Genomic DNA, 23,769 nt, shown 5'->3' on the forward strand with positions numbered 1-23,769 from the left:
TGAATAATGGCGCACTCTTGAGCTGGCGGACGCCCAAAAGGCCCGCCCACGCCTTTTTTCTAGAACCTCTCTATTGGAGTTTTCATTCATGAGCAAAAAGCCTGTTCGCGTTGCCGTTACTGGTGCCGCTGGCCAAATTGGTTACGCCCTGCTGTTCCGTATTGCTTCTGGCGAGATGCTGGGCAAGGATCAGCCCGTGATCCTGCAATTGCTGGAGATTCCGAATGAGAAAGCCCAGAGCGCCCTCAAAGGCGTGATGATGGAGTTGGAAGACTGCGCCTTCCCTCTGCTGGCTGGCATGGAAGCCCACAGCGATCCGATGACGGCGTTCAAGGACACCGACTACGCACTGCTCGTCGGCGCTCGCCCTCGTGGACCTGGCATGGAGCGCGCCGATCTGCTGGCCGCCAACGCCCAGATCTTCACGGCCCAGGGCAAGGCCCTGAACGCTGTGGCTTCCCGCGACGTCAAGGTGCTGGTGGTTGGCAACCCTGCCAACACCAATGCCTACATCGCCATGAAGTCTGCGCCGGACCTCAAGCCCGGTAACTTCACCGCCATGCTGCGCCTGGATCACAACCGCGCCGCTTCCCAACTCGCTGCCAAGACGGGCAAGCCAGTGGCAGCCATCAAGAAGCTGGCTGTCTGGGGCAACCACTCTCCTACCATGTATGCCGACTACCGCTTTGCCACCATTGAAGGTGCATCGGTCAAGGACATGATCAACGATCAGGAATGGAACAAGAACGTGTTCCTGCCAACCGTGGGCAAGCGTGGAGCCGCCATCATCGAGGCGCGTGGCCTGTCTTCCGCTGCCTCTGCTGCCAACGCGGCCATCGATCACATGCGTGACTGGGCCCTGGGCACCAAAGGCGAGTGGGTCACCATGGGCATTCCATCCAAGGGCTGGTACGGCATTCCTGAAGACGTGATGTTCGGTTTCCCTGTCACTTGCGAGAACGGCGAGTACAAGGTTGTGGAAGGTCTGGAAATCGATGCTTTCTCTCAAGAGTGCATCGACAAGACCCTGGCCGAACTGCAAGGCGAGCAAGACGGCGTCAAGCACCTGCTCTGATGCCGTCAAGAGCGGTTGCATGACACGAATTCGTCATGTAACCGCTTGGTAACCCAGCCAGCCATGCCACATCCAAACGACGTTTTACTGGGGTCTCAGGCCAGTGCTTTCGCGCTGCCGGTCTGCGATCACTACAGCGGCGTCGAGTCACGGATGGTCAAGAGCCTGAAGCTTCAGGCCGAGTTCACCGAAGAATTTGGCGCCTGCGTTTTTGATGTCACGCTCGATTGCGAGGACGGGGCACCTGTGGGTGGCGAGGCCGAGCATGCCGAGCTGGTCACCTCGCTGGCGCTGAGTGCGCCCCCAGGCAGCCGTGTGGCTGCCCGGGTCCATCCGGTGGATCACGGCAGCTTTGAGGCCGATGTGGCCACCATTGCTGGCAAGGCTGGTCATCGCCTGGTGCACCTGATGGTGCCCAAGGTGGAGACGCTGGCCGATGTCGAGCGGGCAGTCAGGTCGGTGGATGCCGCCGGCGCAACAGCGCTTCCCCTGCACGTGCTCGTTGAATCATCGGGCGCTGTGCATCGGGTCTTCGACATCGCGAGCCATCCACGTGTACAGAGCTTGAGCTTCGGTCTGATGGACTTCGTTTCATCCCACGGCGGCGCCATTTCGGCCGACGGCATGGGTGTGAAAGGACAGTTCAGTCATCCGCTTGTCGTGCGGGCCAAGGTGGAAATCGCCGCAGCCTGTCATGCGCATGGCAAAGTGCCTTCGCACAATGTCGTGACAGAGTTCAAGGATCAGGATGCCTTGGCGCATGCTGCGCACAAGGCGGCGGCCGAGCTGGGTTACACGCGCATGTGGAGCATTCACCCGGACCAGATCCGGACCATCATCGCTGCGTTCTCGCCATCACAGGCCGAGATCGATGTGGCGGTGGACATCATTGAGCGGGCTGCGGCGGCCGATTGGGCGCCAGTGCAGCACGATGGCCGTCTGCACGACAGGGCCAGCTACCGCTACTACTGGCAACTGATTGAGCGCGCCTGGCGCACGGGTCTGCAGTTGCCTGAATCAGTCAGGCAGTGGTTTGCCACTGCCGATGCGCCGTCGCATGGCGTCTGATTCGATCGACCCGAAAACGATTTAAAAATTTCAAGTTTCGATTCCCACGTTCAACTCTCGGAGAACACCATGTCCAACTTCCTCGCTGACTACCGCGCCCACGTTGCCGAACGTGAAGCGCTGGGCATCCCGGCCCTGCCGCTGGACGCCAAGCAAGTGTCTGACCTGATCGAGCTCATCAAGAACCCGCCCGCTGGCGAGGAAGCTTTCCTGATGGACCTGCTGACCAACCGCGTGCCACCTGGCGTGGATGACGCGGCCAAGGTCAAGGCCAGCTTCCTGGCTGCCGTGGCACATGGCGACGAAAAAGTCGGCCTGGTGTCCAAGGCCAAGGCTGCCGAGTTGCTCGGCACCATGGTCGGTGGCTACAACGTGCACACCCTGATCGAGTTGCTTGAAGACGCCGAGGTGGCCGATATCGCCGCTGAAGGTCTGAAGAAGACCCTGCTGATGTTCGACTTCTTCAATGACGTCGCTGAAAAAGCCAAGGCCGGCAACGCCAAGGCCAAGGAAGTCATGCAGTCGTGGGCCGACGCCGAGTGGTTCACCAGCCGCCCTGAAGTCGAGAAGAAGATCACTGTCACCGTGTTCAAGGTGCCCGGCGAGACCAACACCGACGATCTGTCGCCCGCACCTGATGCCTGGAGCCGTCCGGACATCCCGATGCACTACCTGGCGATGCTCAAGAACACCCGTCCTGACGCTGCTTTCAAGCCGGAAGAAGACGGGAAGCGCGGCCCGATGCAGTTCATCGAAGACCTCAAGGCCAAGGGCCATACCGTCGCCTATGTTGGCGACGTGGTGGGCACCGGTTCTTCGCGCAAGTCCGCCACGAACAGTGTGATCTGGGCCACCGGTCAGGACATCCCGTTCGTGCCGAACAAGCGTTTTGGTGGCGTGACCCTGGGCGGCAAGATCGCTCCGATCTTCTTCAACACCCAGGAAGATTCCGGCGCGCTGCCGATCGAAGTGGACGTCACCAGCCTGGAGATGGGCGACGTGATCGACATCTACCCCTACGAGGGCAAGATCGAGAAGAACGGTGCCAAGGTTGCCGACTTCGAACTCAAGAGCCAGGTGTTGCTGGACGAAGTCCGCGCCGGTGGCCGTATCAACCTGATCATCGGCCGCTCGCTCACCGCGAAGGCACGTGAGGCACTGGGTCTGCCTGCTTCGACCGAGTTCCGTCTGCCGGTTGCCCCTGTCGATACCGGCAAGGGCTTCACGCTGGCCCAGAAGATGGTTGGCCGCGCTTGTGGTTTGCCAGAAGGTCAGGGCATCCGCCCCGGCACTTACTGCGAGCCCAAGATGACCACCGTCGGTTCACAGGACACCACTGGCCCGATGACCCGCGACGAGCTGAAAGATCTGGCTTGCCTGGGCTTCTCTGCCGACCTCGTGATGCAGTCTTTCTGCCACACCGCAGCCTATCCCAAGCCGGTCGATGCCAAGATGCACCGCGAGCTGCCTGCCTTCATCTCCAACCGTGGTGGTGTTGCCCTGCGCCCAGGCGACGGTGTGATCCACAGCTGGCTCAACCGTCTGCTGCTGCCTGATACCGTGGGTACTGGTGGTGACTCGCATACCCGTTTCCCGATCGGCATTTCCTTCCCGGCCGGTTCCGGTCTGGTGGCCTTCGGCGCCGCCACCGGTGTGATGCCACTGGACATGCCTGAGTCTGTCCTGGTGCGCTTCAAGGGCAAGATGCAGCCAGGCGTGACCTTGCGTGATCTGGTGCATGCCATCCCGCTGTACGCGATCAAGGCCGGTCTGCTGACCGTGGCCAAGGCTGGCAAGAAGAACATCTTCTCCGGTCGCGTGCTGGAAATCGAAGGTCTGCCAGACCTGAAGGTCGAGCAGGCGTTCGAGCTGTCCGACGCATCTGCTGAGCGCTCTGCGGCCGGCTGCACGATCAAGCTCAACAAGGAGCCGATCGTCGAGTACCTGAAGTCGAACATTGTTCTGATGAAGAACATGATCGCCGACGGCTACGAAGACGCCAAGACCCTGGCTCGCCGTATCGAGAAAGTGGAAGAGTGGCTGGCCAAGCCAGATCTGCTGGAAGCCGACGCCGACGCCGAGTATGCCGCTGTGATCGAGATCGATCTGGCCGACATCAAAGAGCCAATCGTCTGCTGCCCGAACGACCCCGACGATGCCAAGACCCTGTCCGACGTGGCCGGCACCAAGATAGACGAAGCCTTCATCGGTTCTTGCATGACCAACATCGGTCACTTCCGTGCGGCAGCGACGGTGCTGGGTGGCGCGCGTGACATCCCGGTCAAGCTGTGGGTGGCACCCCCGACCAAGATGGACGAGAGCGAGCTGATGAAGGAAGGCCACTACGCCGCCTTCGGCACGGCCGGTGCCCGCACCGAAATGCCAGGCTGCTCGCTGTGCATGGGTAACCAGGCGCAGGTGAGGGAGGGCGCTACTGTCATCTCGACTTCCACTCGCAACTTCCCGAACCGCCTCGGCAAGAACACGCAAGTGTTCCTGGGTTCGGCCGAACTGGCTGCAGTGGCTTCCAAATTGGGTAAGCTGCCTTCCAAGGAAGAGTACCTGGCAGCCACCGGCGTCATCACTGAGAAGGCCGACCAGATCTACAAGTACATGAACTTCGACCAGATCGAAGAGTACGTGGAAACGGCCAAGGACGTGACGGCCTGAGCCTTGCGCGAGCCTCATGGCAAATGAGAAACGGCCCCTGACGGGGCCGTTTTTTTTGCACCCCTGAGATGTGTCGCGTGCCTGCACGCCAGGCACGGGCGGTGGCCACGACATCCGACACCTCTTGGACTTCAAGCTTGGCGCGTTTGGCCGGTGACCGGGCTGTGAGGCCCGTTGATCGGTATCTGGGTGGTGCTGCGGTCCGGGGTGCTTGGCGGAGCAGTGTGCCTTCGCTATGCTCGCTGCGGTGAGACGCAATTCCAGAAACCTGAAATCGATCAAGCTGGGGGCTGGCGGCCGTTTGGGTGCCATGCTGTTTGCCGCTGTGTTTGCGCTGGGGTTTGGCGCGGGAGGCATATGGGGCGGCCTGCTTCCTCTCTACGATACCTTTCGTGCCAAAGTGGCTGTACAGGGGTGGCATCAGGTGCCGGCGCAAATCCTGGAGAGTCAGCTGTCGTCTCGCCGAAGCGACGACAGCACCGTGTACCGGGCCGATATCCGCTACCAGTACACCTTCAACGGGCAGAGCTATGAAAGCCGGCGCGTCGGTCTGGCGACGGTCATGGGCTCGGACAATATTGGCGACTGGCATCAGCAGTGGGTTAGCCGTGCCGAGCGGGCCAGGTCGCAAGGGCAGAGCCTCACCGCTTGGGTCGATCCGCAGTCGCCGGGTCAGGCACTGCTGGATCCGGACATCCGGTGGCCCAAGATGGCATTGCACTTGCCATTTGCAATTGTGTTCACGGGTGTCGGTCTGGGTGCAGGCTGGGTCTTCTTCTCGCTGGCGGCCAGGCGGGATGAAAAGCTCGTGGCAGCGGCAGGTGCACGCTCGGTGCAACCATCGGCAAAGAAGAGCTCGGCGAGCAAGCAGCTTGCCGGCGCGTGGATCATGGCCGTGTTCTGGTGCGGTTTGAGCTTTCCTGTCGCTGCGGTTTTCTGGATGACCGGTGCGCCCTGGCTGGTGCGATTGATGTTGCTGGGTTTTGTGGCCATTGGCATCGGCCTGCTGGTTTTTGCCTTCCGGCAAACACGTAAAGCCAGGCGCTATTCGGCGGCCAATTTCCTGCTCGATCCCGCCAGTCCAAAGGCAGGGCAGCGGTTTGAAGTGTCGTTGAGCACGCCGGTTGAAGAGGAGGGGGCCGCATTGACCACCGGGCTGAAGCCGATGAAGATGCGACTGTCACACTGGCGAGTCAATGATGCGGGATCGGGCACCAGTCAGCGGCGTGTGGAGACCATGGAAGCTGAGGCCGCTGGCATTCCCGACATGCAAGGCAGCATTCGGTGGATGGCCCACTTCGAGCTGCCAGAAGACGCGCCGACGTTCGGAGCGCGTCGCTCTGGAGAGCGGGTGGAGTGGCGGCTGGAGTTGTTGAAGCAGGATGGTTCGCTGGATGTGAGTTTTGATGTGCCGGTAGAAGGCAGTGCATCCGTTGCCCATCAGCCAGACCGGTTTGCGGAGAACCTTGACTTTCGAACGGAGCACGCCCTGGACGCCAGTGAGTCCGGGTTTGCAACAGAGGCTAGCAGGCCCTCCATGCCACCTCAGGTCAGCGTAGCGGAGATGCCGGACGAATGGGTGCTGAAGTTCAGGCAGAAGCCGTGGCGAATTGCTGCTCTGGTGAGTCTGGTCCCATTGGCGACCTTGCTCGTCATCTGGTGGAACCAGGTGCCTGCACAAGCTGATGCCTGGGATTTCTACCTGCGGTGGCCCGCGTTCTGGGCGGCTGTCGTTTGGCTGTTTACTTTGCATGCAGCCACGCGCAGCTGGGCACTGGGTGTTACCGACCAGTCATTGGTGGTGAGAAGAGGTTCGTGGGTCTGGCGTCGCAAGGATGTACTGCCCGCCGAGGCGGCGGAACGCATGTTCTTCAAGCTGCTGTTCTCCTCGGGTGGCAATGCGTCGCATCCGCGGAAGAACTATTTCGGGCTTTATGCCCGGCCGAAAGAGGGAGCAAAGCCCGTCTTGTTGACGACGGGCCTGCCTGAAAAGGCCGGTGCAGAAGCCGTAGGCGAAGCCATTCGGCGAGCGAAGGCCCACCGGGAAGGGCGTTTCTCGCCTGGGGCAGAGCCGGACAATGCGGCGTCTGCGCGAGGTGCTGGCTGGGGCCTCATTCTGTGGGCCGCATTTCTGGCCGCGCTGTATCTCGCACGATCTCAATGGACGGGGCTTTTCTGAGGCCGGCGAGCTCGGCTCAGATTTCAAAAACTGGTTCAGTGGGTACCTGCCAGCAAGCCTCGCCAACCTGGCCAGCTTTCTCTGGCGACTGCAAACTTGCGGGTGGCATGGCTCCAGGACTCGCCGTTGGCCATGGCATTGCGGAAACCGTTGGCGTCGACAATCCTGGTGCCGCCCATCAAAGTGACGCCGCGCTCGAACAGTTCGTCTGGCCATAAGCCGGCAGATGGACCGATCAGAGCGAACCGCCCGGCTTTGGGCGCTGCACCGAGCATTTCGTCCAGTGTGTCGTTGAGCAGCATGGTGGAGGTGCCGACGACCACATTGCAGTCGCGCAAGACGTCTCTGTCGGTGGTGATGGTGACGTTGGGGAAACGCTCTTGTTGCAGGTGGACAATCTCTTCGCTCATCTCCACCACCGACAGGCGACCACCCACAGCATCGATGCGCCTGACCAGCGGAGGGAAGAAACCGATCATGCCGAGGTGATCGTCCGGTCCGAGAACAATGTCGCCCAGCGAATTGCCGGCGGATGGCGGCTCATAGCCACAGCGCCGCCAAACCGAGTCCGTCAGTGCATTGGCCGCAGCCAGGGCCACTGCCCGTTTCACCGGGTCGCTGCTGGTGAGTTGACAGGCGAGCCCCATGGCATCGGCACCAGCCAGCGGTGTTTTTCCACCATGGGTACGGAGGATGTTCTCCAGTGTGTCGCCCAGCAGAATGTACGACAGGCCGAATGCGCCGTCTTCGAGCTCGATGGCACAGAACTCGGCATCGTGCTCACCTGCTGCCTCCACCCTCCTGGGCACATGGAGGCATCGGACAGCTGGTGACGGAAAGCGGTTGGCGATGGTCTGCAGCTGCTCCAGTATGGCGGTCGCCACTGGCTGGCGCGCTGGTGGTTGGACATGGCTCATGGCTTCATGTTAGTGCCAAACCATCGAGATGCGAACGCCAGAGTGCTTCAGGCAGAGACTTCCGTGCGCTGCGGGCCGTCAAGGCATGGCTGGCAATGAAGCCGCCATGGCTTGCAACATGGTGGAACTCGCATCGTCGCCGGGGAAGAATGTCTCCAGTGCGAGTTCCTGCAAGGTGATGTCCGTGGGCGAACCAAATACGGTGGTGGTGCTGATGAGGTGGAGCAGACCTGCCTCGGTTCGCAGCAGGAAAGGCATGAGCACACCCGGGTGTTCACCCTCCAGCGCAGGTGGCGCAGGCTCAGGAGAGCCTGGGTAGGCTTGCAGCTCGGAGAGCAGAGCAGCCAGCCCGTCGTCGCCGGTGGCCTGAATCTGCAGTCTCAGGCGTTCGAACAAATGCTCGCGCCATTGGTCCAGATTCAGGATGCGCGGGGCCAACCCTTTGGGGTGCAAGCTGATGCGCAACAGGTTGAGTGGGCCGTCGAGCAGCGAAGGGTCGATGCCGGTGAGGAAGGCCTGTGCCATCCGGTTGGACAACACCATGTTCCAGTGTCGGTCAAACGCCACTGCTGGCCAGGGCTCGTGTCGGTCGAGCAAGTGCTGAACGGCTTTTCGGGCCGCTTGCATGCTGGGGTCGTCGAGGCTGAGTGACTTGTACATCGGCGCGTAGCCGGCCGAGGTGAGCCAGCGGTTGCGCTCACGAAGCGGAACGTTGAGCCGGTCACACAGGCGAATCACCAGTTCGCGGCTGGCATTGGCCCGACCGGTCTCAACGCAACTGAGGTGGCGCGTGGACATGTCTGCTTCGCTGGCCAGCTCGAGTTGGCTCAGGCGCCGCAACCGCCGCCAATGGCGCAGATGATCGCCCAGGCTGGCCAGGCGGGCTGATGAGCGAATCTTGTTTGGGGTGTCCATGTCGCCATGCTAGCGCGGTCTGGCGCGAGCTTCATGACCTCCGAGGTCATGGACCTGATGTTCGCTGGGCTGGACGATGAATGGAAGGTCATCGACTGGCCTGGCTTCCCATTCCAAGCTCCCTTTTCACATTTGTCCAGGAGAACTCATCATGAACGTGTCTACCCAAACCCTTCGCACAGTGTTGCTGATCGACAGCGTGGCCGGCCTGGCCATGGCGACCTCGCATGGTCTCGCAGCGGATCCCCTGTCTGTCTGGACGGGTATTCCGTCTGAGTGGCTGGTGGCGGCCGCCGTCGTTGTGTTCGCAGCGGCGAGCGTGGCGGGCTTGCTGGGGTTGCGCTCCGTACCGCCCGGCGGGATGGTGCGGATGCTGGCCGCAGGCAACTTTGCCTGGGTGGTGGCCAGTCTGTGGCTGGCTTTTGTGGCACCCATCGAGATCACGGCCATTGGCGTGATCTGGGTGATTGCTCAGGCCGTGTTCGTGTTTGTTCTGGCCGAAATGGAATGGATGGGCGCCAGCAACAGCGCCCGCCTTTCCATGGCTTGATTCAATCGCAACAGAACTTTAGAGCAAGCGGGCGAGCAGGGCGCCTTCGCTGGGTGTCTCAAGCGGCACCCAGACGTGGACAGGGCTGCCCTGAGCCACGTCGATGGGCTGGCCGTCGAGGTTCTGCATGGCACCCAACTCCACCACGCGGTTGCCCGAGGGGTGGATCACTTCCAGACGGTCGCCAACGGAGAAGCGGTTTTTCGTTTCCACTTCCGCCCAGCCGTCGGCACGGATGCGCAAGACTTCGCCGACAAATTGCGAACGCTGGCCCTGTGAACTGCCGGTGATGTAGTTCTGATAGTCCTGGCTGGGGCGGCGCTCCAGCAAACCACCGGTGTAGCCGCGGTTGGAGAGGCCCTCAAGCTCAAGCAGCAGCTCAGGGTTGAAGGGTTTGCCAGCCACGGCGTCGTCGATGGCGCGGCGGTAGACCTGAGCGGTGCGGGCCACGTAGTAGTGGCTCTTGGTCCGGCCTTCGATCTTGAGCGAGTCAATGCCGATCTGGGCCAGCTTGGCCACGTGCTCGACAGCGCGCAAGTCTTTGCTGTTCATGATGTAGGTGCCGTGCTCATCTTCCATGATGGGCATCAACTCGCCGGGACGGCCCTTTTCTTCGATCAACCACACCTTGTTCGCTTCAGGGTGACGCTGGCCGCCGCCGCAGGTGGAGAACTCGCCGGCAGCGTTTTCTTCTTCCTGGGCGAAATTGAACCCATCCAGCGTTTGCGTGGGCACCGCTTCACCGGTGTCGGTGTCGGTGGTGGCGTCGTGGGTTTTGTATTCCCAGCGGCAAGCGTTGGTGCAGGTGCCCTGGTTCGGGTCGCGGCGGTTGAAGTAGCCTGAGAGCAGGCAGCGGCCGGAGTAGGCAATGCACAGCGCGCCGTGCACGAAGACTTCCAGCTCGATGTCGGGGCAATCGTTTCGGATAGCTTCGATCTCGGCCAGGCTAAGCTCGCGCGAGAGGATGATGCGGCTGACACCCTGCTTGTGCCAGAACTTCACTGCGGCGCTGTTGGTGGTGTTGGCCTGCACCGACAGGTGAATCGGGACCTCGGGCCACAAGCCTTTTTCCATCTGCTCTCGCACCATCATGATCAGGCCTGCGTCGGCCATGATGAGCGCGTCCGGCTTGAGCTCCACCACGGGCTGCAGGTCGCGCAAGTAGGTGCGCAGCTTGTCGTTGTGGGCGATCAGGTTGCTGGTGACGAAGAACTTCTTGCCGCGCTGATGTGCCTCGTTGATGCCTTCGGCAATCTGCTCCAGCCGGAACTCGTTGTTGCGGGCGCGCAGCGAGTAGCGTGGCTGGCCGGCATAGACGGCATCGGCGCCAAAGTTGTAGGCAGCGCGCATGCGGTGCAGCGAGCCGGCGGGCAGGAGCAGTTCGGGTGATTTCATGACCCGCCAATTGTCCCGCAACTGTGCAGGCTTGTGCAGCCGGGAGCCTTCAGCCCCTGGGCTTTCGTGGGCTCTTGGCCTCCGGGCTGACAGACGGTTGCTTTCTGGACACTTCTTCGTCGGTCCAGGCCATGTCGAGCACTTCTTTGACCAGGGCCAGGCGCTTCGCGCCAATCCGCCCCGCGATTCTGGCCTCCAGCTCAGTCATGGTATCGGTGGCCGAAGCCGCCATGGCGCGCCCTTTGTCGGTGAAGCGCAAGAGCTTGACCCGGGCGTCTTCCTCGCTCTCCACCAGCTCAACGTAGCCCTGCCGTATGCCTTCCTGGGCCATTTTGTGGACGGCCTGGCGCGAAATGGCCAGCCGGCGTCCGAGATCGGAAAGCGATCGGGCGCCCGAGCCCAAGTTGGCGTAGAGCCGGCTCATTCCGGCCGTGATGTCGCCATAGCCGTTTTGCGCAGCTTTTTCGAACACGCGTTCTTCCATCCATTGCGAACGGGAGAGCAGGAGGTGGCGCAGGTAGCGAGGGCTGGTGGGCATGGCAACTCGGGGCGTGGGTGGCAGGTCGCTGGGGCAGATCACCAGAGTGACAGGTCAGTTCAAATTGTAGGGTTCTCCCCATTATGTCAACCAAGGTTGACAAATATATTGATGGTGCATAACCAATTCCGCCAGCGCAAACCCTTGCCTTTGCAGCTCGGTATCCCGGTGGCAAGAGACAAGAGACAGGAGACATGTCATGAAGTTGTTGAAATCCGGCCTGCTGGCCGTGGCCATTTCGTCTATCACGGCGGGTAACGCCTGGGCAGAAGAAGTGACGCTGCGCTTGCACCACTTCCTGCCCGCCCAGGCGGCCATTCCCTCCAAAGTGATCGAGCCGTGGGCTCGAAAGCTGGAAGCGGACTCGAACGGCCGAATCAAGGTCCAGATCTTTCCTGCCATGCAGATGGGCGGATCTCCAGTGCAGCTATTCGATCAGGCGCGCGATGGGGTGGTGGACATCAGTTGGGCGATTCTGGGCTACATGCCCGGCCGATTTGTGAAGTCCGATGTGTTTGAGCTTCCCTTTCTGGCAGGTCGATCAGCAGAACAGTCGTCCAAGGCGCTGTGGGAATTCTCGAACCTTCAGGCAGCAGACGAATTCAAGGAAGTGAAATTGCTGGCCACCTTCACTCAGGGACCGGGTGTGTTTCACTCACGCCAACCCATCCATGCCATGGCTGACATCAAGGGTATGAAGGTGCGCGGTGGTACCCGCATCATCAACCAGATGCTCAGCCGCGTGGGCGCAACACCTGTGCCAGTGCCCGTACCGCAAACTGCTGAAGCCCTGTCCAAAGGGGTGGTGGAAGCCACCACTTTGTCGTGGGAGGTGGCGCCACCACTGAAGGTGATCGAAATGGTCAAGCACCACACCGACTTCTCGGGGGACAAGGGTTTGTACACAGCCGGCATGGTCATCGTCATGAACAAGGAAAGCTATGCCAAATTGCCCGAGGATCTGAAAAAGGTGGTCGACAGCAACTCGGGCGCGGCATTCTCTGCGCGTTTTGGTCAGGTGATGGACGAGGGTGACCGGGCTGCCAAGGCGCTGGCAGTGAAGAAAGGCAACGAGGTGGTGATGCTCGACGCCGCCGAAACCCAGCGTTGGCGCGAGGCTGCACAACCCGTGCGCGCGGAATGGATCAAGGAGCTCAAGGGCAAAGGCATCGATGGACAGAAGCTCATCGATGACGTTGAAGCTCTTCTGGTCAAGCACGCGCCCAAGGGCCAGTAAGCGGGATACAGGTCGTTGCAGACCACTTCCTGAAGGTTCCCGGCACGGTCGCAACAGCAGCTCCGTGGCGTTCTGGTCAGTCAGCAATGGCTGACCTTTTTTGTTGCCTTTTTCGGGCCTGGGTGCAGGCTGGGGTCGTTCGGTCGACAGTGTGACTCGCTTTTGACGTCGATTCGGAAACCACGCTGTCAGCGCGGAATCTGACGCCTGCCCATAATGAACTGGAATATCTGCCCAAACCGCCGGCCACCGTGCGCTGGCGCCTTTGGGCGGCGGGATTCCTCAAGGAGAGCTCCACATGCCCAAGTCTCGCGACTTCAAGCATTCCTATTGCGACATCGTCAAGACCTTCACTACGCGGGCTGGCAAATCTGGCCGCCTCTATTCACTGCCGGCCCTGGCTAGGCGGTTTCCCAACGTGTCACGTCTTCCGGTGTCTTTGCGTGTGGTGCTGGAGAGCGTGCTGCGCCATTGCGATGGGGAGAAGGTAACAACTGCCCATGTGGAAGCGCTGGCCAACTGGAAACCCAGGGCGGTGCGCAAGAGCGAAATTCCGTTCACCGTCGCGCGCGTGGTGTTGCAGGACTTTACCGGCGTACCATTGTTGGCCGATCTGGCGGCCATGCGCAGCGCAGCGGTGCGTGTCGGGGCTGATCCGGCCAAGGTGGAGCCACTCGTGCCGGTGGACCTGGTGGTGGATCACTCGGTCATGGTGGACTACTACGGCCGCAAGGATGCGCTGGACCTGAACATGAAGCTGGAGTTCAAGCGCAACCTGGAGCGCTACCAGTTTGTCAAATGGGGTATGCAGGCCTTTGACACCTTTGGCGTGGTGCCGCCGGGTTTCGGTATCGTCCATCAGGTCAACCTGGAATACCTGGCGCGCGGCGTGCACATGAAAGGTGGCATGTACTACCCGGACACCCTGGTGGGAACGGACAGCCACACCACCATGATCAATGGCATTGGCGTTGTTGGCTGGGGTGTCGGTGGCATTGAGGCGGAAGCCGCCATGCTGGGCCAGCCCGTGTATTTCCTGACGCCGGATGTGGTGGGGTTTGAGCTCACGGGGCAATTGCGCGAAGGCGTGACAGCGACCGACCTGGTGCTCACGGTCACCGAGATTCTGCGCAAGCACAAGGTGGTGGGCAAGTTCGTCGAGTTCTTCGGCGAAGGGACCGAGTCGCTTTCCCTGCCTGACCGGGCCACGATTGCCAACATGGCACCCGAGTATGGTGCGACCATGGGCTTCTTTCCGGTGGATGACAAGACGCTGGAGTACTTCCGCGGCACGGGCAGAACGCCGGCAGAGATCGACGCTTTTGAAGCCTACTACCGCGCCCAGGACATGTTCGGCATTCCCAAGGCGGGCGACATCGATTACACCAGTGTCGTCAAGCTTGATCTGGGCAAGGTGGCACCCAGCCTGGCCGGGCCGAAGCGTCCCCAGGACCGGATTGAAATTGGCAAGGTGGCGGACACGTTTGCCGACCTGTTCTCCAGGCCAATGGCCGACAGCGGATTCAACGAAGCGCCCGAAAATTTGGGCAAGACGTTCAAAACAGTCAATGGCATCGAAGTGCGCAATGGCGATGTGCTGATTGCAGCCATCACCAGTTGCACCAATACATCCAACCCCAGTGTCCTGCTGGCGGCAGGATTGCTGGCCAAGAAGGCGGTCAAAGCGGGCTTGTCGGTCAAGCCGCATGTGAAAACCTCGTTGGCGCCGGGCTCGCGCATCGTGACCGAGTACCTGACCTCCACCGGCCTGCTGCCTTATCTGGAGAAGCTGGGATTTGCGCTGGCCGGATACGGGTGCACGACCTGCATTGGGAACGCGGGTGACCTGACGCCCGAGCTCAACAAGGTGATCACCGACAACGACATGGTGTGCGCTGCTGTGCTCTCGGGCAACCGGAACTTTGAAGCCCGCATTCATCCCAACCTTCGCGCGAATTTCCTGGCAAGCCCCCCGCTGGTGGTGGCTTATGCTCTCGCGGGCAACATCACGGTTGACCTGATGACGCAGCCCGTAGGCACTGGCAAGAACGGAAAGCCGGTTTACCTGGGCGATATCTGGCCGAGCAGTGACGAAATCCATGCGCTGATCAAGAAGGCCATGAATGGCAAGGCCTATCGCAACAACTACGCCCAGGTCAAGACAGACCCGGGCGAGCTCTGGGAGCAGATCGAAGGCGTGACAGGCACAACCTACAACTGGCCGGAGAGCACCTATATCGCAGAGCCGCCCTTCTTTGACGGGTTCACGGTCGAGGGAGGTGGTGACGGGGGCAATGCATCGGTGCGAGGTGCGAAGGTCATGGCCCTGTTTGGCGACTCCATCACGACAGACCACATTTCTCCGGCAGGCAGTATCAAGGAGAGCTCACCGGCAGGGGAGTGGCTGAAGGCGCACAAAGTGCTCAAGCCCGACTTCAACAGCTATGGTGCCCGACGAGGCAATCATGATGTGATGATGCGCGGCACGTTTGCTAACGTGCGCATCAAGAACCTGATGCTGCCGCCGCTGGCAGATGGCTCGCGTGAAGAAGGTGGCTATACCCTGTATCAGCCCACAGGTGAGAAGCTCCCGATTTTCGACGCCGCCACGCGCTACATGGCGCAAGGCCTTCCGTCGGTCATCTTTGCCGGCGAGGAATATGGCACCGGCTCAAGCCGTGACTGGGCGGCCAAGGGAACGCAGCTGCTGGGCATCAAGGCCGTGATTGCCAAGAGCTTTGAGCGAATCCACCGCTCCAATCTGGTGGGCATGGGTGTCTTGCCGCTTCAATTCGATGCCCGGGACTCATGGCAGTCGCTGGGGCTGAGGGGTGATGAAACCGTTGACATTGAGCTGCCCGACCACCTGGTGCCACAGGGCAAGGCCAGGCTCGTTGTCGTCAGGGCCAATGGTGAACGCATCGAGCGGCCGCTGACTCTTCGTATTGATACGCCGGTAGAGGTGGCCTACTACCATGCCGGCGGCATTTTGCCTTACGTCTTGCGACAGCTCGTTGGCACTGCGTGACGGAAACTATGTGCCCGGGTTGAGGCCTTTGGGTTGACACTTGAGCTCAAGCGAACAACGGGGCATCATGTATTGACGCGTCGACCGGTCGAACCTGACATCTGAGCAGGTGCGTCTGGCCGATTTTGCAGCCATGCTGAGGCAGGAGGCTTTTCGCCATGCGTCCACCCGCCCCGTTGGTCAGCCGCTCACCTCGTGGACAGCCGAGGTTGCGAGCCGCTGCGCCTGCTCCGGCCGATGGTGGGGCGCCAGCCCGGAAGTCGCGCCCCGACCATCCAACGCCTGCACCTCGCTCCATTCGCCGGTGGTGGCCACTGTTGTTCTTGCCTTTGCTGCTGGGCGCCCTGGCCTGGTGGCAGTGGAGCGCTGTCAATCAATGGATGGCGCCACGCCTGACGACGGCTGAGGTCAACAAGGCGATAGCCAAGGCACTGGAGGAGCGGGACAAGGTCGCCCCCACTGCGCGCGCCATCAACAGGCTGGCTCCGTCCGTGGTGAGGGTGGAGTCCTATGAGCGCAAGAGTGACGAGCGTCTGGTAGACAGTGGCGTTGGAACTGGGGTCGTTATCAACCGTCAGGGCATGATTCTGACCAGCCTCCATGTGGTCGCCGGTGTCGACAAGATTGAAGTGTCATTCGCAGATGGTTCGCGAAGCGAGGCCACGATCATGTCGGTCCGACCAGAACAGGATCTGGCGGTGTTGCGCGCCGAAGTGATGCCCGAAGCCATCCCGCCAGCGGTGCTGAAGGCCTCCAGTGCCTTGCATGCTGGCCAGCCGGTGGTGGCCATAGGGTTCCCGTTTGGGGTGGGGCCGTCAGCGTCTGCTGGTGTGGTATCGGGGCTGGAGCGCTCTTTCTATTCTCCGGAAGGGAAGTACGAAATCAAGAACCTGATCCAGTTCGATGCGGCCGCCAATCCCGGAAATTCGGGCGGGCCGCTGGCGACGCTGGACGGAGAAGTGGTGGGTATCGTGGCGGGCATCCTCAACCCGACGCGACACCGTACCTTTGTGGGCATCGGCTTTGCGGTGCCCATCGAAACGGCAGCCACGGCGGCAGGGCTGCCGCCCTTCTGACCCGCCGGGACATGCCGGCAGGAAAAGTGTCAACCGAGACAGGAGACGATGCATGAGCGATACAGGACATCATCAATCGGGACAACTGGTCGAGCAAATCTTGTATGAAGTCAAGCGCGTGGTGGTGGGTCAGGACCGGTTCCTGGAACGGGTGATGGTCGCGCTTGTTGCGCAGGGCCATTTGCTGGTTGAAGGGGTCCCCGGTCTGGCCAAGACCCTGACGGTCAAGACACTGGCACAAGTGGTGCAGGGGCGGTTTCGCCGCATCCAGTTCACGCCAGACCTGGTGCCGGCTGATCTGGTGGGTACGCGCCTTTACAACCAGAAGAGCGGGGACTTCAGTACCTCGCTCGGGCCGGTGTTTGCCAACCTGGTGCTGGCTGACGAAATCAACCGCGCGCCGGCCAAGGTTCAGAGCGCCCTGCTGGAAGTGATGCAGGAGCGGCAGGTCACCATTGCTGGAGAGACGCACAAAGTGCCTGACCCTTTTCTGGTCATGGCCACGCAGAACCCGATCGAGACCGAAGGCACATACCCACTGCCCGAGGCCCAGGTGGACCGTTTCATGATGAAGGTGGTGATGGGGTACCCCACGGACGAGGAGGAGTACGCCATTGTCGAGCGGGTGACAGGGCCTGCTTCGGCACCACGGGAAGCGGCCACGACCGAAGAGCTTGCCGCCTTGCAGGCGCTTTGCAAAGGTGTCTACGTTGACCCTTCGCTGGTTCACTACGCGGTGGGGCTGGTGTCTGCCACGCGCGATCCGCAACGTCACGGTCTGGCGGACCTTGCCTCGCAACTCGCCTATGGCGTCAGCCCGCGGGCGACCATTTCACTGGTGGAAGCTTCAAGGGCGATGGCGCTCATTCGTGGCCGGGGTTATGTGCTCCCGGAGGACATGGTGGATCTGGTGCCTGATGTGTTTCGTCATCGGCTGATTCTGTCGTACGAAGCGCTGGCTGAAGGCGTGGATACCGATGCCGTCGTGGAGCGGATCATGGGTGCCGTGCTGCCTCCTGCCAAGGTACTTTCGCCAGAGCAGCAAAAGGCTGCCTGAGCTGAAAGGAATTGGTGGCGCGAATGAAGTCCGGTATCTGGCAATGGTTTTCAGCACGCAGGCAACCGGCCAACGATGATGCTTCGTCGATGGCGGCAGGCCGGGCTGGCGATGTCGAGTCTCCGGACGCGTGGCTGCGGCGACTCGAATGGCAGGCGCTTCGACCATTGCAGGGCTGGTGGCAAGGTGAGCACCGCAGTCTTCAGCGTGGCCGGGGACTGGATCTGGTGGATCTGCGTGCCTACCAGCCGCACGATGATGTGCGCCACATTGACTGGAACGTGACTGCACGCATGCAGCAACCGCATGTGAGGGTGTTTGCCGAAGAGCGGGATGTGGCGGTCTGGTTTTTGATCGACGCAACGGCATCGCTGGCTTTTGGATCGGGACACAAAGGCAAACATCGGGTCGCAGCGGATCTGGTCGGTGTCCTGGCGCGATTGTTCAACCTTCGTGGGCACCGCGTGGGTGCGGTGGTGTATCGAGGGGAGAGCGCCGCTGCCGGGCAGCCCAACCTGGAATATCTGCCACCCGCGGGTGGCAGAAAGCAAGTGTTGCGTTTGCTGCAAGCCATGTCCGTTGCCAATCAGAAGTCACCTGCACAAACCCGGCTCGATAGCCTGCTGCGGTCGGCAGAGAAGCTCATCCGCCAGCGCAGCGCTGTCATTGTGGTCTCTGATTTTTTCAGCGAAGAGGGGTGGTCATCGCCTTTGCTCCGCCTGGCCATGCGTCACGATGCGCTGGCTGTTCGAGTCATGGACCCGTTGGAGCAATCCTTGCCGGTACTGGGACTGATCAGCCTGCAGGATGCGGAGACAGGCGAATGCGTCGATGTCGATACCCATGATCCGGTGTTCCGGCAGCGCTATGCCGTTTTGGCCGAGCAGCGTGAATCGCGTCTGCGGGCCGAGATGGCCAGGGCAGGTGTGGACAGTCTGGAATTGAGCACGGACGATGACTTGCAGGCGTCCGTGCTGCGCTACCTGCGCCTGAGGCAGCAGCGCCAACGCGTGGGTGCGCGGCAAATGCCGAACAGGCAAGCGATGATGAAAGGAGCGCAGGCATGACAATGGCAGATTGGCCGGTGCAGTTCATCTGGCCGGAACTGTTGTGGAGTCTCCTGCTGTTGCCGGTGGTGATGTTGTCATACGTCTGGATACTGCGCCGTCGCCGCAAGATGGCGGTTCAGTTCGCCAGCCTCAGCCTGGTTCGGCAGGCCATGGCAGGGCGGGTGCAATGGCGACGCCACGTGCCGCCTGTTCTGATGCTGCTCGCCTTGGTGTCCTTGCTGCTGGCGGCTGCTCGTCCGGTGGCCATGCTCACTTTGCCCACGCGCGACCAGACCATCATCCTGGCCATGGATGTGTCGGGCAGCATGCGGGCGACAGACGTCAAGCCCAGCCGGCTCGAGGCCTCGCAAGAGGCTGCCAAGTCCTTCATCAAAGGGCTGCCGCCTTATGTCAAGGTTGGCATTGTGGCTTTTGCCGGTACGGCGCAGGTGGTACAGCCGGCCACACTGCGAAGGCAGGACCTGTACGCTGCAATTGACAAGTTCCAGTTGCAACGCGCCACCGCCACTGGCAGTGCACTGGTGGTGGCGCTGGCCGAACTGTTCCCTGATCACGGCATTGATCTGGGGCAGCTCAGCTTTCAGGCCGCCGGCATCGAGGACCCTTTGCAGAGCTCGCGTGATGCGGATCGTGAAGCAGAAACCCTGGCCAAGCCGCACACGCCTGTGGAGCCAGGGTCGTACGGTTCAGCAGCGATTATCTTGCTCACGGATGGTCAGCGCACCACCGGCTTCGACACGGAGGCAGCGGCAGAGATGGCTGCGGAGAGGGGTGTCCGGGTCTACACAGTAGGCGTGGGGACGGTGGAGGGCGAAGTCATCGGGTTTGACGGCTGGACCATGCGTGTGCGGCTGGATGAAGACAGCCTCAAACAGATGTCTGATGCGACCCGCGGCGAGTACTTCCATGCAGGGACGGCCGACAACCTGCGGCAGGTCTACGAGTCGCTCGGCACCCGGCTGACAGTGGAGACCAAGGAAACCGAGGTGTCGGCCGTGCTGGCACTGCTCGGTGCCATGCTCATGCTCATGGCCGCGGCGCTGTCCATGTGGTGGCATAACCGCCTGGCCTGAGCTGCGCCGGCCTGGCATGACCTGGGTCAAGCCCTTGCCGGCTTGAAAGGGCACAATCAGCGGCATGACTGTTCAGACCGCTGCCAAGCCTTTCGCCCCTGTTGCCGCTTCTGCAGAGGCACCTGTCCTCATTGCAGGCGGTGGTATCGGTGGCATGGCCGCCGCTTTGTCGCTGGCACGTCAGGGCGTCGAAGTACACCTGTTTGAACAAGCCCCCGAGTTGTCGGAGGTGGGCGCGGGTATCCAGTTGGGGCCCAATGCGGTTCGGGTGCTGGAAGACTGGGGCCTGGGCGATGCCTTGCGGGCGGTGGCAGCTTTTCCTGAAGCGCTTCAGGTTCGCGACTCGGCAGGTGGCGGCATGCTGGGGGTTTTGCCGCTCGGCGAGCGCACGCGACGCCTGTACCGGCAACCCTATGCCTGCATTCACAGGGTCGATCTGCTGGCGCTCCTGACCGAAGCTGTCGCAGGCTGGCGTGAGGCGACCCTTCATCTGGGCCAGCGCATCACCGGTTATGAACTCACCGGGTCGGGCGGCGTCTGCGTGCACACCCAACACGAGGAGCGTTGCCGCGAGGGCGCAGCGCTGGTGGGCGCTGACGGCTTGTGGAGTGCCGTGCGTGGGCAGATGCTGGGCAAGGCGCCTCCCCGTTTCTCCGGCCACCTCGCGTATCGGGGAACCGTGCCGGCTGCTGCACTACCGGAGCGTTTGCGTGCGCCTCGTGTGACCGCCTGGTTTGGCGAGCGGCTGCATGTTGTGCATTACCCGGTGCGCAGTGGCAATGTGTTCAACGTGGTGGCCGTGATTGAAGGCGAGTTGGGCAAAGGTCACGGCCTCGAGCCAGACGGTGACCCGCGGAACTGGTCGCACGAAGCCAGAGCGGTGGATTTGCTGCGAGCGCTCAAGCCAGCCCACAAGGACCTGCTTGATGTGATTGACGCTGTCCAGCACTGGCAGTTGTGGGCTTTGCACGACCGTGCGCCGGTGGCGAGTGCTGCAGAGCACGCCGAAGGGCCAGTGGCCTTGTTGGGCGACGCTGCCCACCCCTTGCGCCCCTACCTGGCGCAAGGCGCAGCCATGGCGCTGGAAGATGCCTGGACGCTCGGTCGTATGGTGCATACGGGCGCGAAGACGCCGGACTGGCCGGTTTTGATGAAAGCATATGCCCAGACACGGTGGGCACGGAATGCGCGTGTCCAGGCGCGCTCTGCCCGAAACGGCACTATCTTTCATGCAGGCGGATTACTGCGCTGGGGACGGAACCTGGCCATGAGTGCGCTGGGTGAGAAGCTGATGGACGTGCCGTGGCTCTACCAAGGGCCGCCCGAGCCTCGACGAATTGCTCATTGAGCAGCTTTTTTTGATGTCCGTCAAATGCGAATTAGTCGCAATCGTGGTAGATTTCCGCATCATTTTCTACAGGACGAGTTGACTGAGCACGACCATGGACGCTCACATTGCCCAAACGGTGGCTGGCTTCACGGTCTGCACCATGCCTGCTGAAAAAGACAGTGCCATACCTGAGACAGCGCGAGTTTCTGCTGGCGCAAGTGTTGCGCTCAACAACATTGATGTGCACACGGAATCTGTGATTCTGGGTTATGCGGCCCCGAGCAATGCTGAAGATGTTCGCCGTCAGCGACGTCTGGCCGAGTTGGGCTTCCTGCCAGGAGAGCGTGTTCGCGTGGTGTCTCGCGGCTGGTTCAAGCGCAGTCCAGTGGCTGTGCGCGTGGCTGACTCCACCTTTGCATTGCGCGACGACGAAGCAGCGCTGGTGCTGGTGCAGGTTCTCTCCCAATCCTGACCCGGTTCTGATCCATCATGAGCGCAGACATCGCCATGCCGCGACTGGCATTGCTCGGCAATCCCAATTGCGGCAAGACGGCACTGTTCAATTTGCTGACTGGCACGCGTCAGAAGGTGGCGAACTATGCTGGCGTGACGGTTGAGCGCAAAGAAGGGTGGTTGACAACCCCCAATGGCGTCAAGGCGCAGATTCTCGATTTGCCCGGCACGTACAGCCTGGAGCCCATGTCGGAGGACGAGTCCATCACGCGTGATGTGATTGCAGGTCACAGGTCGACTGAATCCAGGCCGGATTTGCTCGTGTGTGTGGTGGATGCCACCCATTTGCACCTGAACCTGCGCCTGGTGCTCGAAGCCAAGACGCAGGGCCTGCCCATGGTCCTGGTGCTCAACATGTTCGATGTGGCCGAAGAGCAGGGGATTCGCATCGAAGTGGGTTCTCTGGCCTCCATGCTGGGCATGCCCGTCACATCGGCGGTCGGCATCCACCGCGATGGTGCGAATGCAGTGCTCCAGACGCTGGACAACGTGCTGGCCCAAGGCCTGCCGCCCGCCGCCAAAGCCAGCCCGATTCAAGCCGTCATCGATCCGGTTCGATTGAACGAGCAAGTGCATTCCATTCTGGATGCCACTGTATCTGGTCGCGGTCAGCGCTGGACCATGAGCGACCGGCTGGACCGCTGGGTGCTGCATCCCGTGTGGGGCTATGTGTTGCTCTCCGCGGTGTTGATGCTGGTGTTTCAGGCCGTGTTTGCGTGGGCCGCCTGGCCCATGGATCTCATTGACGAGAGTGTGGCGTCGCTGGGCGAGTGGCTGGGCACCCACATGAGCGATGGCCCCTTGCGCAGCCTGCTGGTCGACGGTGTGATTGCCGGCGTCGGTGGTGTGCTGGTTTTCTTGCCGCAGATCCTGATTCTGTTTCTCTTCATCTTCCTGCTGGAAGATTCCGGCTACCTGCCGCGTGCCGCGTTCTTGATGGACAAGCTCATGAGCAGCGTGGGCTTGTCAGGGCGCTCCTTCATTCCCTTGCTCTCCAGCTTTGCCTGCGCGGTACCCGGCATCATGGCCACGCGCACCATCAGCCATTGGCGCGACCGCTGGCTCACCATCATGGTGGCGCCATTGATGACTTGCTCGGCTCGTCTGCCGGTATACGCCTTGCTCATTGCAGCCTTCATTTCGCAGCGCACAGTGGGCGGCATCTTCAATCTGCAAGGCCTGGTGCTGTTTGCGCTCTTTGCCGCGGGCATTGTCAGCGCCATGCTCGTCGCGTGGGTGGCGTCGCGGCGCGATGGCAAGGCGTCGGCCACGCCACTCATCATGGAGCTTCCCACCTACCGGCTGCCCAGCGTCTGGAACGTGGCGCGGGGACTGTGGGAGCGGGCGGCCATCTTCATGCGCCGTGTGGGCTCCATCATTCTCTCGCTCATGATCGTGTTGTGGTTCCTCTCCAGCTACCCAGCACCGCCGGACGGGGCCACCGGCGCGGCCATCGAGTATTCGTTCGCAGGCATGCTGGGTCATGTGTTGCAGCCGCTGTTCCAGCCTCTGGGGTTTGACTGGCGCATTGTCGTCGCCCTGATTCCCGCCATGGCCGCTCGTGAGGTAGTGGTGGCGGCCCTGGGCACGGTGTATGCCCTTTCGGCTCAGGGTGATGAAGTTGCCACTGCGCTCGAGCCCGTCATCGGCAAGGAATGGTCGCTGGCGACGGCGCTGGCTTTGATGGTGTGGTTTGTGTACGCGCCGCAGTGCGTGGCCACCCTGGCGGCCGTCAAGCGCGAGACGGGGCAATGGCGCTACGCTGGCATCATGGCAGCCTACTTGTTTGCACTGGCCTACCTGGCTGCGTGGGCGACTTATCGAATCACGTTGGCATTGACGGGAAGTGTTGCATGAACTGGCAGGAAGTCATCGTTTTGGTGGTGGTGCTGTTGGCACTGGCCTATGTGGTTCGGGCCGCCATGGTTAGCGTGAAGTCATTCAAAGCTTCCGCGCGTTCAGGTGGCAGCACGAGTGGCAGCGCCTGCGGCAGTTGCAATGGTTGCAGTGCGGCCGCTGCGAGACGCCCGTCGGCCCAGTCAGCCGGTGGTACGTCTGCAGGCAGCTCTTGCCACTGA

The 23,769-nt window shown here is 61.5% G+C and carries 19 protein-coding genes; 15 read left to right on the top strand and 4 right to left on the bottom strand.

Annotated features, from left to right (window positions below):
• Positions 1–88 precede the first annotated feature (88 nt).
• The 4 genes from ABWV89_RS08405 to ABWV89_RS08420 all read left to right on the top strand — a co-directional run bounded on the left by ABWV89_RS08405 (position 89) and on the right by ABWV89_RS08420 (position 6,992).
• Positions 89–1,075, top strand: coding sequence for a malate dehydrogenase (locus ABWV89_RS08405; RefSeq protein WP_353395795.1), 987 nt, complete (start codon positions 89–91; stop codon positions 1,073–1,075).
• A gap of 63 nt (positions 1,076–1,138) precedes the next feature.
• Complete coding sequence (locus ABWV89_RS08410; RefSeq protein ID WP_353395796.1) at positions 1,139–2,143, top strand: HpcH/HpaI aldolase/citrate lyase family protein; 1,005 nt, start codon at positions 1,139–1,141, stop codon at positions 2,141–2,143.
• Positions 2,144–2,212: 69 nt separating this feature from the next.
• Positions 2,213–4,813: a bifunctional aconitate hydratase 2/2-methylisocitrate dehydratase gene (gene acnB, locus ABWV89_RS08415; protein WP_353395797.1), complete on the top strand. Its 2,601-nt coding sequence runs from the start codon at positions 2,213–2,215 to the stop codon at positions 4,811–4,813.
• Between the two features lie 247 nt (positions 4,814–5,060).
• Positions 5,061–6,992 carry a DUF3592 domain-containing protein gene (locus ABWV89_RS08420; RefSeq protein WP_353395798.1) on the top strand — a complete coding sequence of 644 codons (1,932 nt, stop codon included), beginning with the start codon at positions 5,061–5,063 and terminating at the stop codon, positions 6,990–6,992.
• A gap of 35 nt (positions 6,993–7,027) precedes the next feature.
• Here ABWV89_RS08420 and ABWV89_RS08425 read toward each other — a convergent pair whose 3' ends face one another.
• Together ABWV89_RS08425 and ABWV89_RS08430 are read right to left on the bottom strand one after the other, a co-directional pair.
• Positions 7,028–7,909, bottom strand: a complete 882-nt coding sequence (locus ABWV89_RS08425) for a Rossmann-like domain-containing protein (RefSeq protein ID WP_353395799.1) — start codon at positions 7,907–7,909, stop codon at positions 7,028–7,030.
• A gap of 78 nt (positions 7,910–7,987) precedes the next feature.
• A complete protein-coding gene (locus tag ABWV89_RS08430; protein WP_353395800.1) occupies positions 7,988–8,824 on the bottom strand; it encodes an MmyB family transcriptional regulator in 837 nt (278 codons plus the stop codon).
• A 151-nt stretch (positions 8,825–8,975) separates the two neighbouring features.
• Here ABWV89_RS08430 and ABWV89_RS08435 point away from each other — a divergent pair, with 151 nt between their 5' ends.
• A complete protein-coding gene (locus ABWV89_RS08435) occupies positions 8,976–9,374 on the top strand; it encodes a hypothetical protein (protein WP_353395801.1) in 399 nt (132 codons plus the stop codon).
• Positions 9,375–9,392: 18 nt separating this feature from the next.
• Here ABWV89_RS08435 and trhP read toward each other — a convergent pair whose 3' ends face one another.
• Both trhP and ABWV89_RS08445 read right to left on the bottom strand, forming a co-directional pair.
• Positions 9,393–10,769, bottom strand: a complete 1,377-nt coding sequence (gene trhP, locus ABWV89_RS08440; RefSeq protein WP_502903175.1) for a prephenate-dependent tRNA uridine(34) hydroxylase TrhP — start codon at positions 10,767–10,769, stop codon at positions 9,393–9,395.
• Between the two features lie 49 nt (positions 10,770–10,818).
• Complete coding sequence (locus ABWV89_RS08445; protein ID WP_353395805.1) at positions 10,819–11,307, bottom strand: MarR family winged helix-turn-helix transcriptional regulator; 489 nt, start codon at positions 11,305–11,307, stop codon at positions 10,819–10,821.
• A gap of 199 nt (positions 11,308–11,506) precedes the next feature.
• On the opposite strand from ABWV89_RS08445, the gene ABWV89_RS08450 reads away from it, so the two are divergent.
• The 10 genes from ABWV89_RS08450 (at position 11,507) to ABWV89_RS08495 (ending at position 23,769) form a co-directional block, all read left to right on the top strand.
• Entirely contained in the window at positions 11,507–12,544 is a 1,038-nt protein-coding gene (locus ABWV89_RS08450) for a TRAP transporter substrate-binding protein (RefSeq protein WP_353395806.1), read from the top strand.
• Positions 12,545–12,842: 298 nt separating this feature from the next.
• Positions 12,843–15,572 carry an aconitate hydratase AcnA gene (acnA, locus tag ABWV89_RS08455; protein ID WP_353395807.1) on the top strand — a complete coding sequence of 910 codons (2,730 nt, stop codon included), beginning with the start codon at positions 12,843–12,845 and terminating at the stop codon, positions 15,570–15,572.
• A 158-nt stretch (positions 15,573–15,730) separates the two neighbouring features.
• Entirely contained in the window at positions 15,731–16,648 is a 918-nt protein-coding gene (locus ABWV89_RS08460; RefSeq protein WP_353395808.1) for a S1C family serine protease, read from the top strand.
• A 52-nt stretch (positions 16,649–16,700) separates the two neighbouring features.
• Positions 16,701–17,705 (top strand): AAA family ATPase, encoded by a 1,005-nt coding sequence (locus ABWV89_RS08465; protein WP_353395809.1) that lies wholly within the window; start codon positions 16,701–16,703, stop codon positions 17,703–17,705.
• Between the two features lie 23 nt (positions 17,706–17,728).
• Positions 17,729–18,772: a DUF58 domain-containing protein gene (locus ABWV89_RS08470; RefSeq protein WP_353395810.1), complete on the top strand. Its 1,044-nt coding sequence runs from the start codon at positions 17,729–17,731 to the stop codon at positions 18,770–18,772.
• Positions 18,773–18,789: 17 nt separating this feature from the next.
• Complete coding sequence (locus tag ABWV89_RS08475; RefSeq protein ID WP_353396074.1) at positions 18,790–19,848, top strand: VWA domain-containing protein; 1,059 nt, start codon at positions 18,790–18,792, stop codon at positions 19,846–19,848.
• A 64-nt stretch (positions 19,849–19,912) separates the two neighbouring features.
• On the top strand, positions 19,913–21,196 hold the full coding sequence (locus tag ABWV89_RS08480; RefSeq protein ID WP_353395811.1) for an FAD-dependent monooxygenase: 1,284 nt from the start codon (positions 19,913–19,915) through the stop codon (positions 21,194–21,196).
• Positions 21,197–21,290: 94 nt separating this feature from the next.
• Positions 21,291–21,650, top strand: a complete 360-nt coding sequence (locus ABWV89_RS08485) for a FeoA family protein (protein WP_353395812.1) — start codon at positions 21,291–21,293, stop codon at positions 21,648–21,650.
• Positions 21,651–21,667: 17 nt separating this feature from the next.
• Positions 21,668–23,548 (top strand): ferrous iron transporter B, encoded by a 1,881-nt coding sequence (feoB, locus tag ABWV89_RS08490; protein ID WP_353395813.1) that lies wholly within the window; start codon positions 21,668–21,670, stop codon positions 23,546–23,548.
• Entirely contained in the window at positions 23,545–23,769 is a 225-nt protein-coding gene (locus ABWV89_RS08495) for a hypothetical protein (RefSeq protein ID WP_353395814.1), read from the top strand. The genes feoB and ABWV89_RS08495 overlap by 4 nt, the downstream gene beginning before the upstream one ends.

Source organism: Hydrogenophaga sp. 5NK40-0174, from assembly GCF_040372165.1.
GTDB lineage: Bacteria > Pseudomonadota > Gammaproteobacteria > Burkholderiales > Burkholderiaceae_C > Hydrogenophaga.

Bases quoted from the DNA above. Each gene is read 5' to 3' on its own strand.
- ABWV89_RS08405 (WP_353395795.1), top strand. From the start codon at position 89: ATGAGCAAAAAGCCTGTTCGCGTTGCCGTTACTGGTGCCGCTGGCCAA.
- acnB (WP_353395797.1), top strand. From the start codon at position 2,213: ATGTCCAACTTCCTCGCTGACTACCGCGCCCACGTTGCCGAACGTGAA.
- ABWV89_RS08465 (WP_353395809.1), top strand. From the start codon at position 16,701: ATGAGCGATACAGGACATCATCAATCGGGACAACTGGTCGAGCAAATC.
- ABWV89_RS08495 (WP_353395814.1), top strand. From the start codon at position 23,545: ATGAACTGGCAGGAAGTCATCGTTTTGGTGGTGGTGCTGTTGGCACTG.
- ABWV89_RS08485 (WP_353395812.1), top strand. From the start codon at position 21,291: ATGGACGCTCACATTGCCCAAACGGTGGCTGGCTTCACGGTCTGCACC.
- ABWV89_RS08430 (WP_353395800.1), bottom strand. From the start codon at position 8,824: ATGGACACCCCAAACAAGATTCGCTCATCAGCCCGCCTGGCCAGCCTG.
- feoB (WP_353395813.1), top strand. From the start codon at position 21,668: ATGAGCGCAGACATCGCCATGCCGCGACTGGCATTGCTCGGCAATCCC.
- ABWV89_RS08480 (WP_353395811.1), top strand. From the start codon at position 19,913: ATGACTGTTCAGACCGCTGCCAAGCCTTTCGCCCCTGTTGCCGCTTCT.
- ABWV89_RS08425 (WP_353395799.1), bottom strand. From the start codon at position 7,909: ATGAGCCATGTCCAACCACCAGCGCGCCAGCCAGTGGCGACCGCCATA.
- ABWV89_RS08435 (WP_353395801.1), top strand. From the start codon at position 8,976: ATGAACGTGTCTACCCAAACCCTTCGCACAGTGTTGCTGATCGACAGC.
- acnA (WP_353395807.1), top strand. From the start codon at position 12,843: ATGCCCAAGTCTCGCGACTTCAAGCATTCCTATTGCGACATCGTCAAG.
- ABWV89_RS08410 (WP_353395796.1), top strand. From the start codon at position 1,139: ATGCCACATCCAAACGACGTTTTACTGGGGTCTCAGGCCAGTGCTTTC.
- ABWV89_RS08460 (WP_353395808.1), top strand. From the start codon at position 15,731: ATGCGTCCACCCGCCCCGTTGGTCAGCCGCTCACCTCGTGGACAGCCG.
- ABWV89_RS08450 (WP_353395806.1), top strand. From the start codon at position 11,507: ATGAAGTTGTTGAAATCCGGCCTGCTGGCCGTGGCCATTTCGTCTATC.
- ABWV89_RS08470 (WP_353395810.1), top strand. From the start codon at position 17,729: ATGAAGTCCGGTATCTGGCAATGGTTTTCAGCACGCAGGCAACCGGCC.
- ABWV89_RS08445 (WP_353395805.1), bottom strand. From the start codon at position 11,307: ATGCCCACCAGCCCTCGCTACCTGCGCCACCTCCTGCTCTCCCGTTCG.
- trhP (WP_502903175.1), bottom strand. From the start codon at position 10,769: ATGAAATCACCCGAACTGCTCCTGCCCGCCGGCTCGCTGCACCGCATG.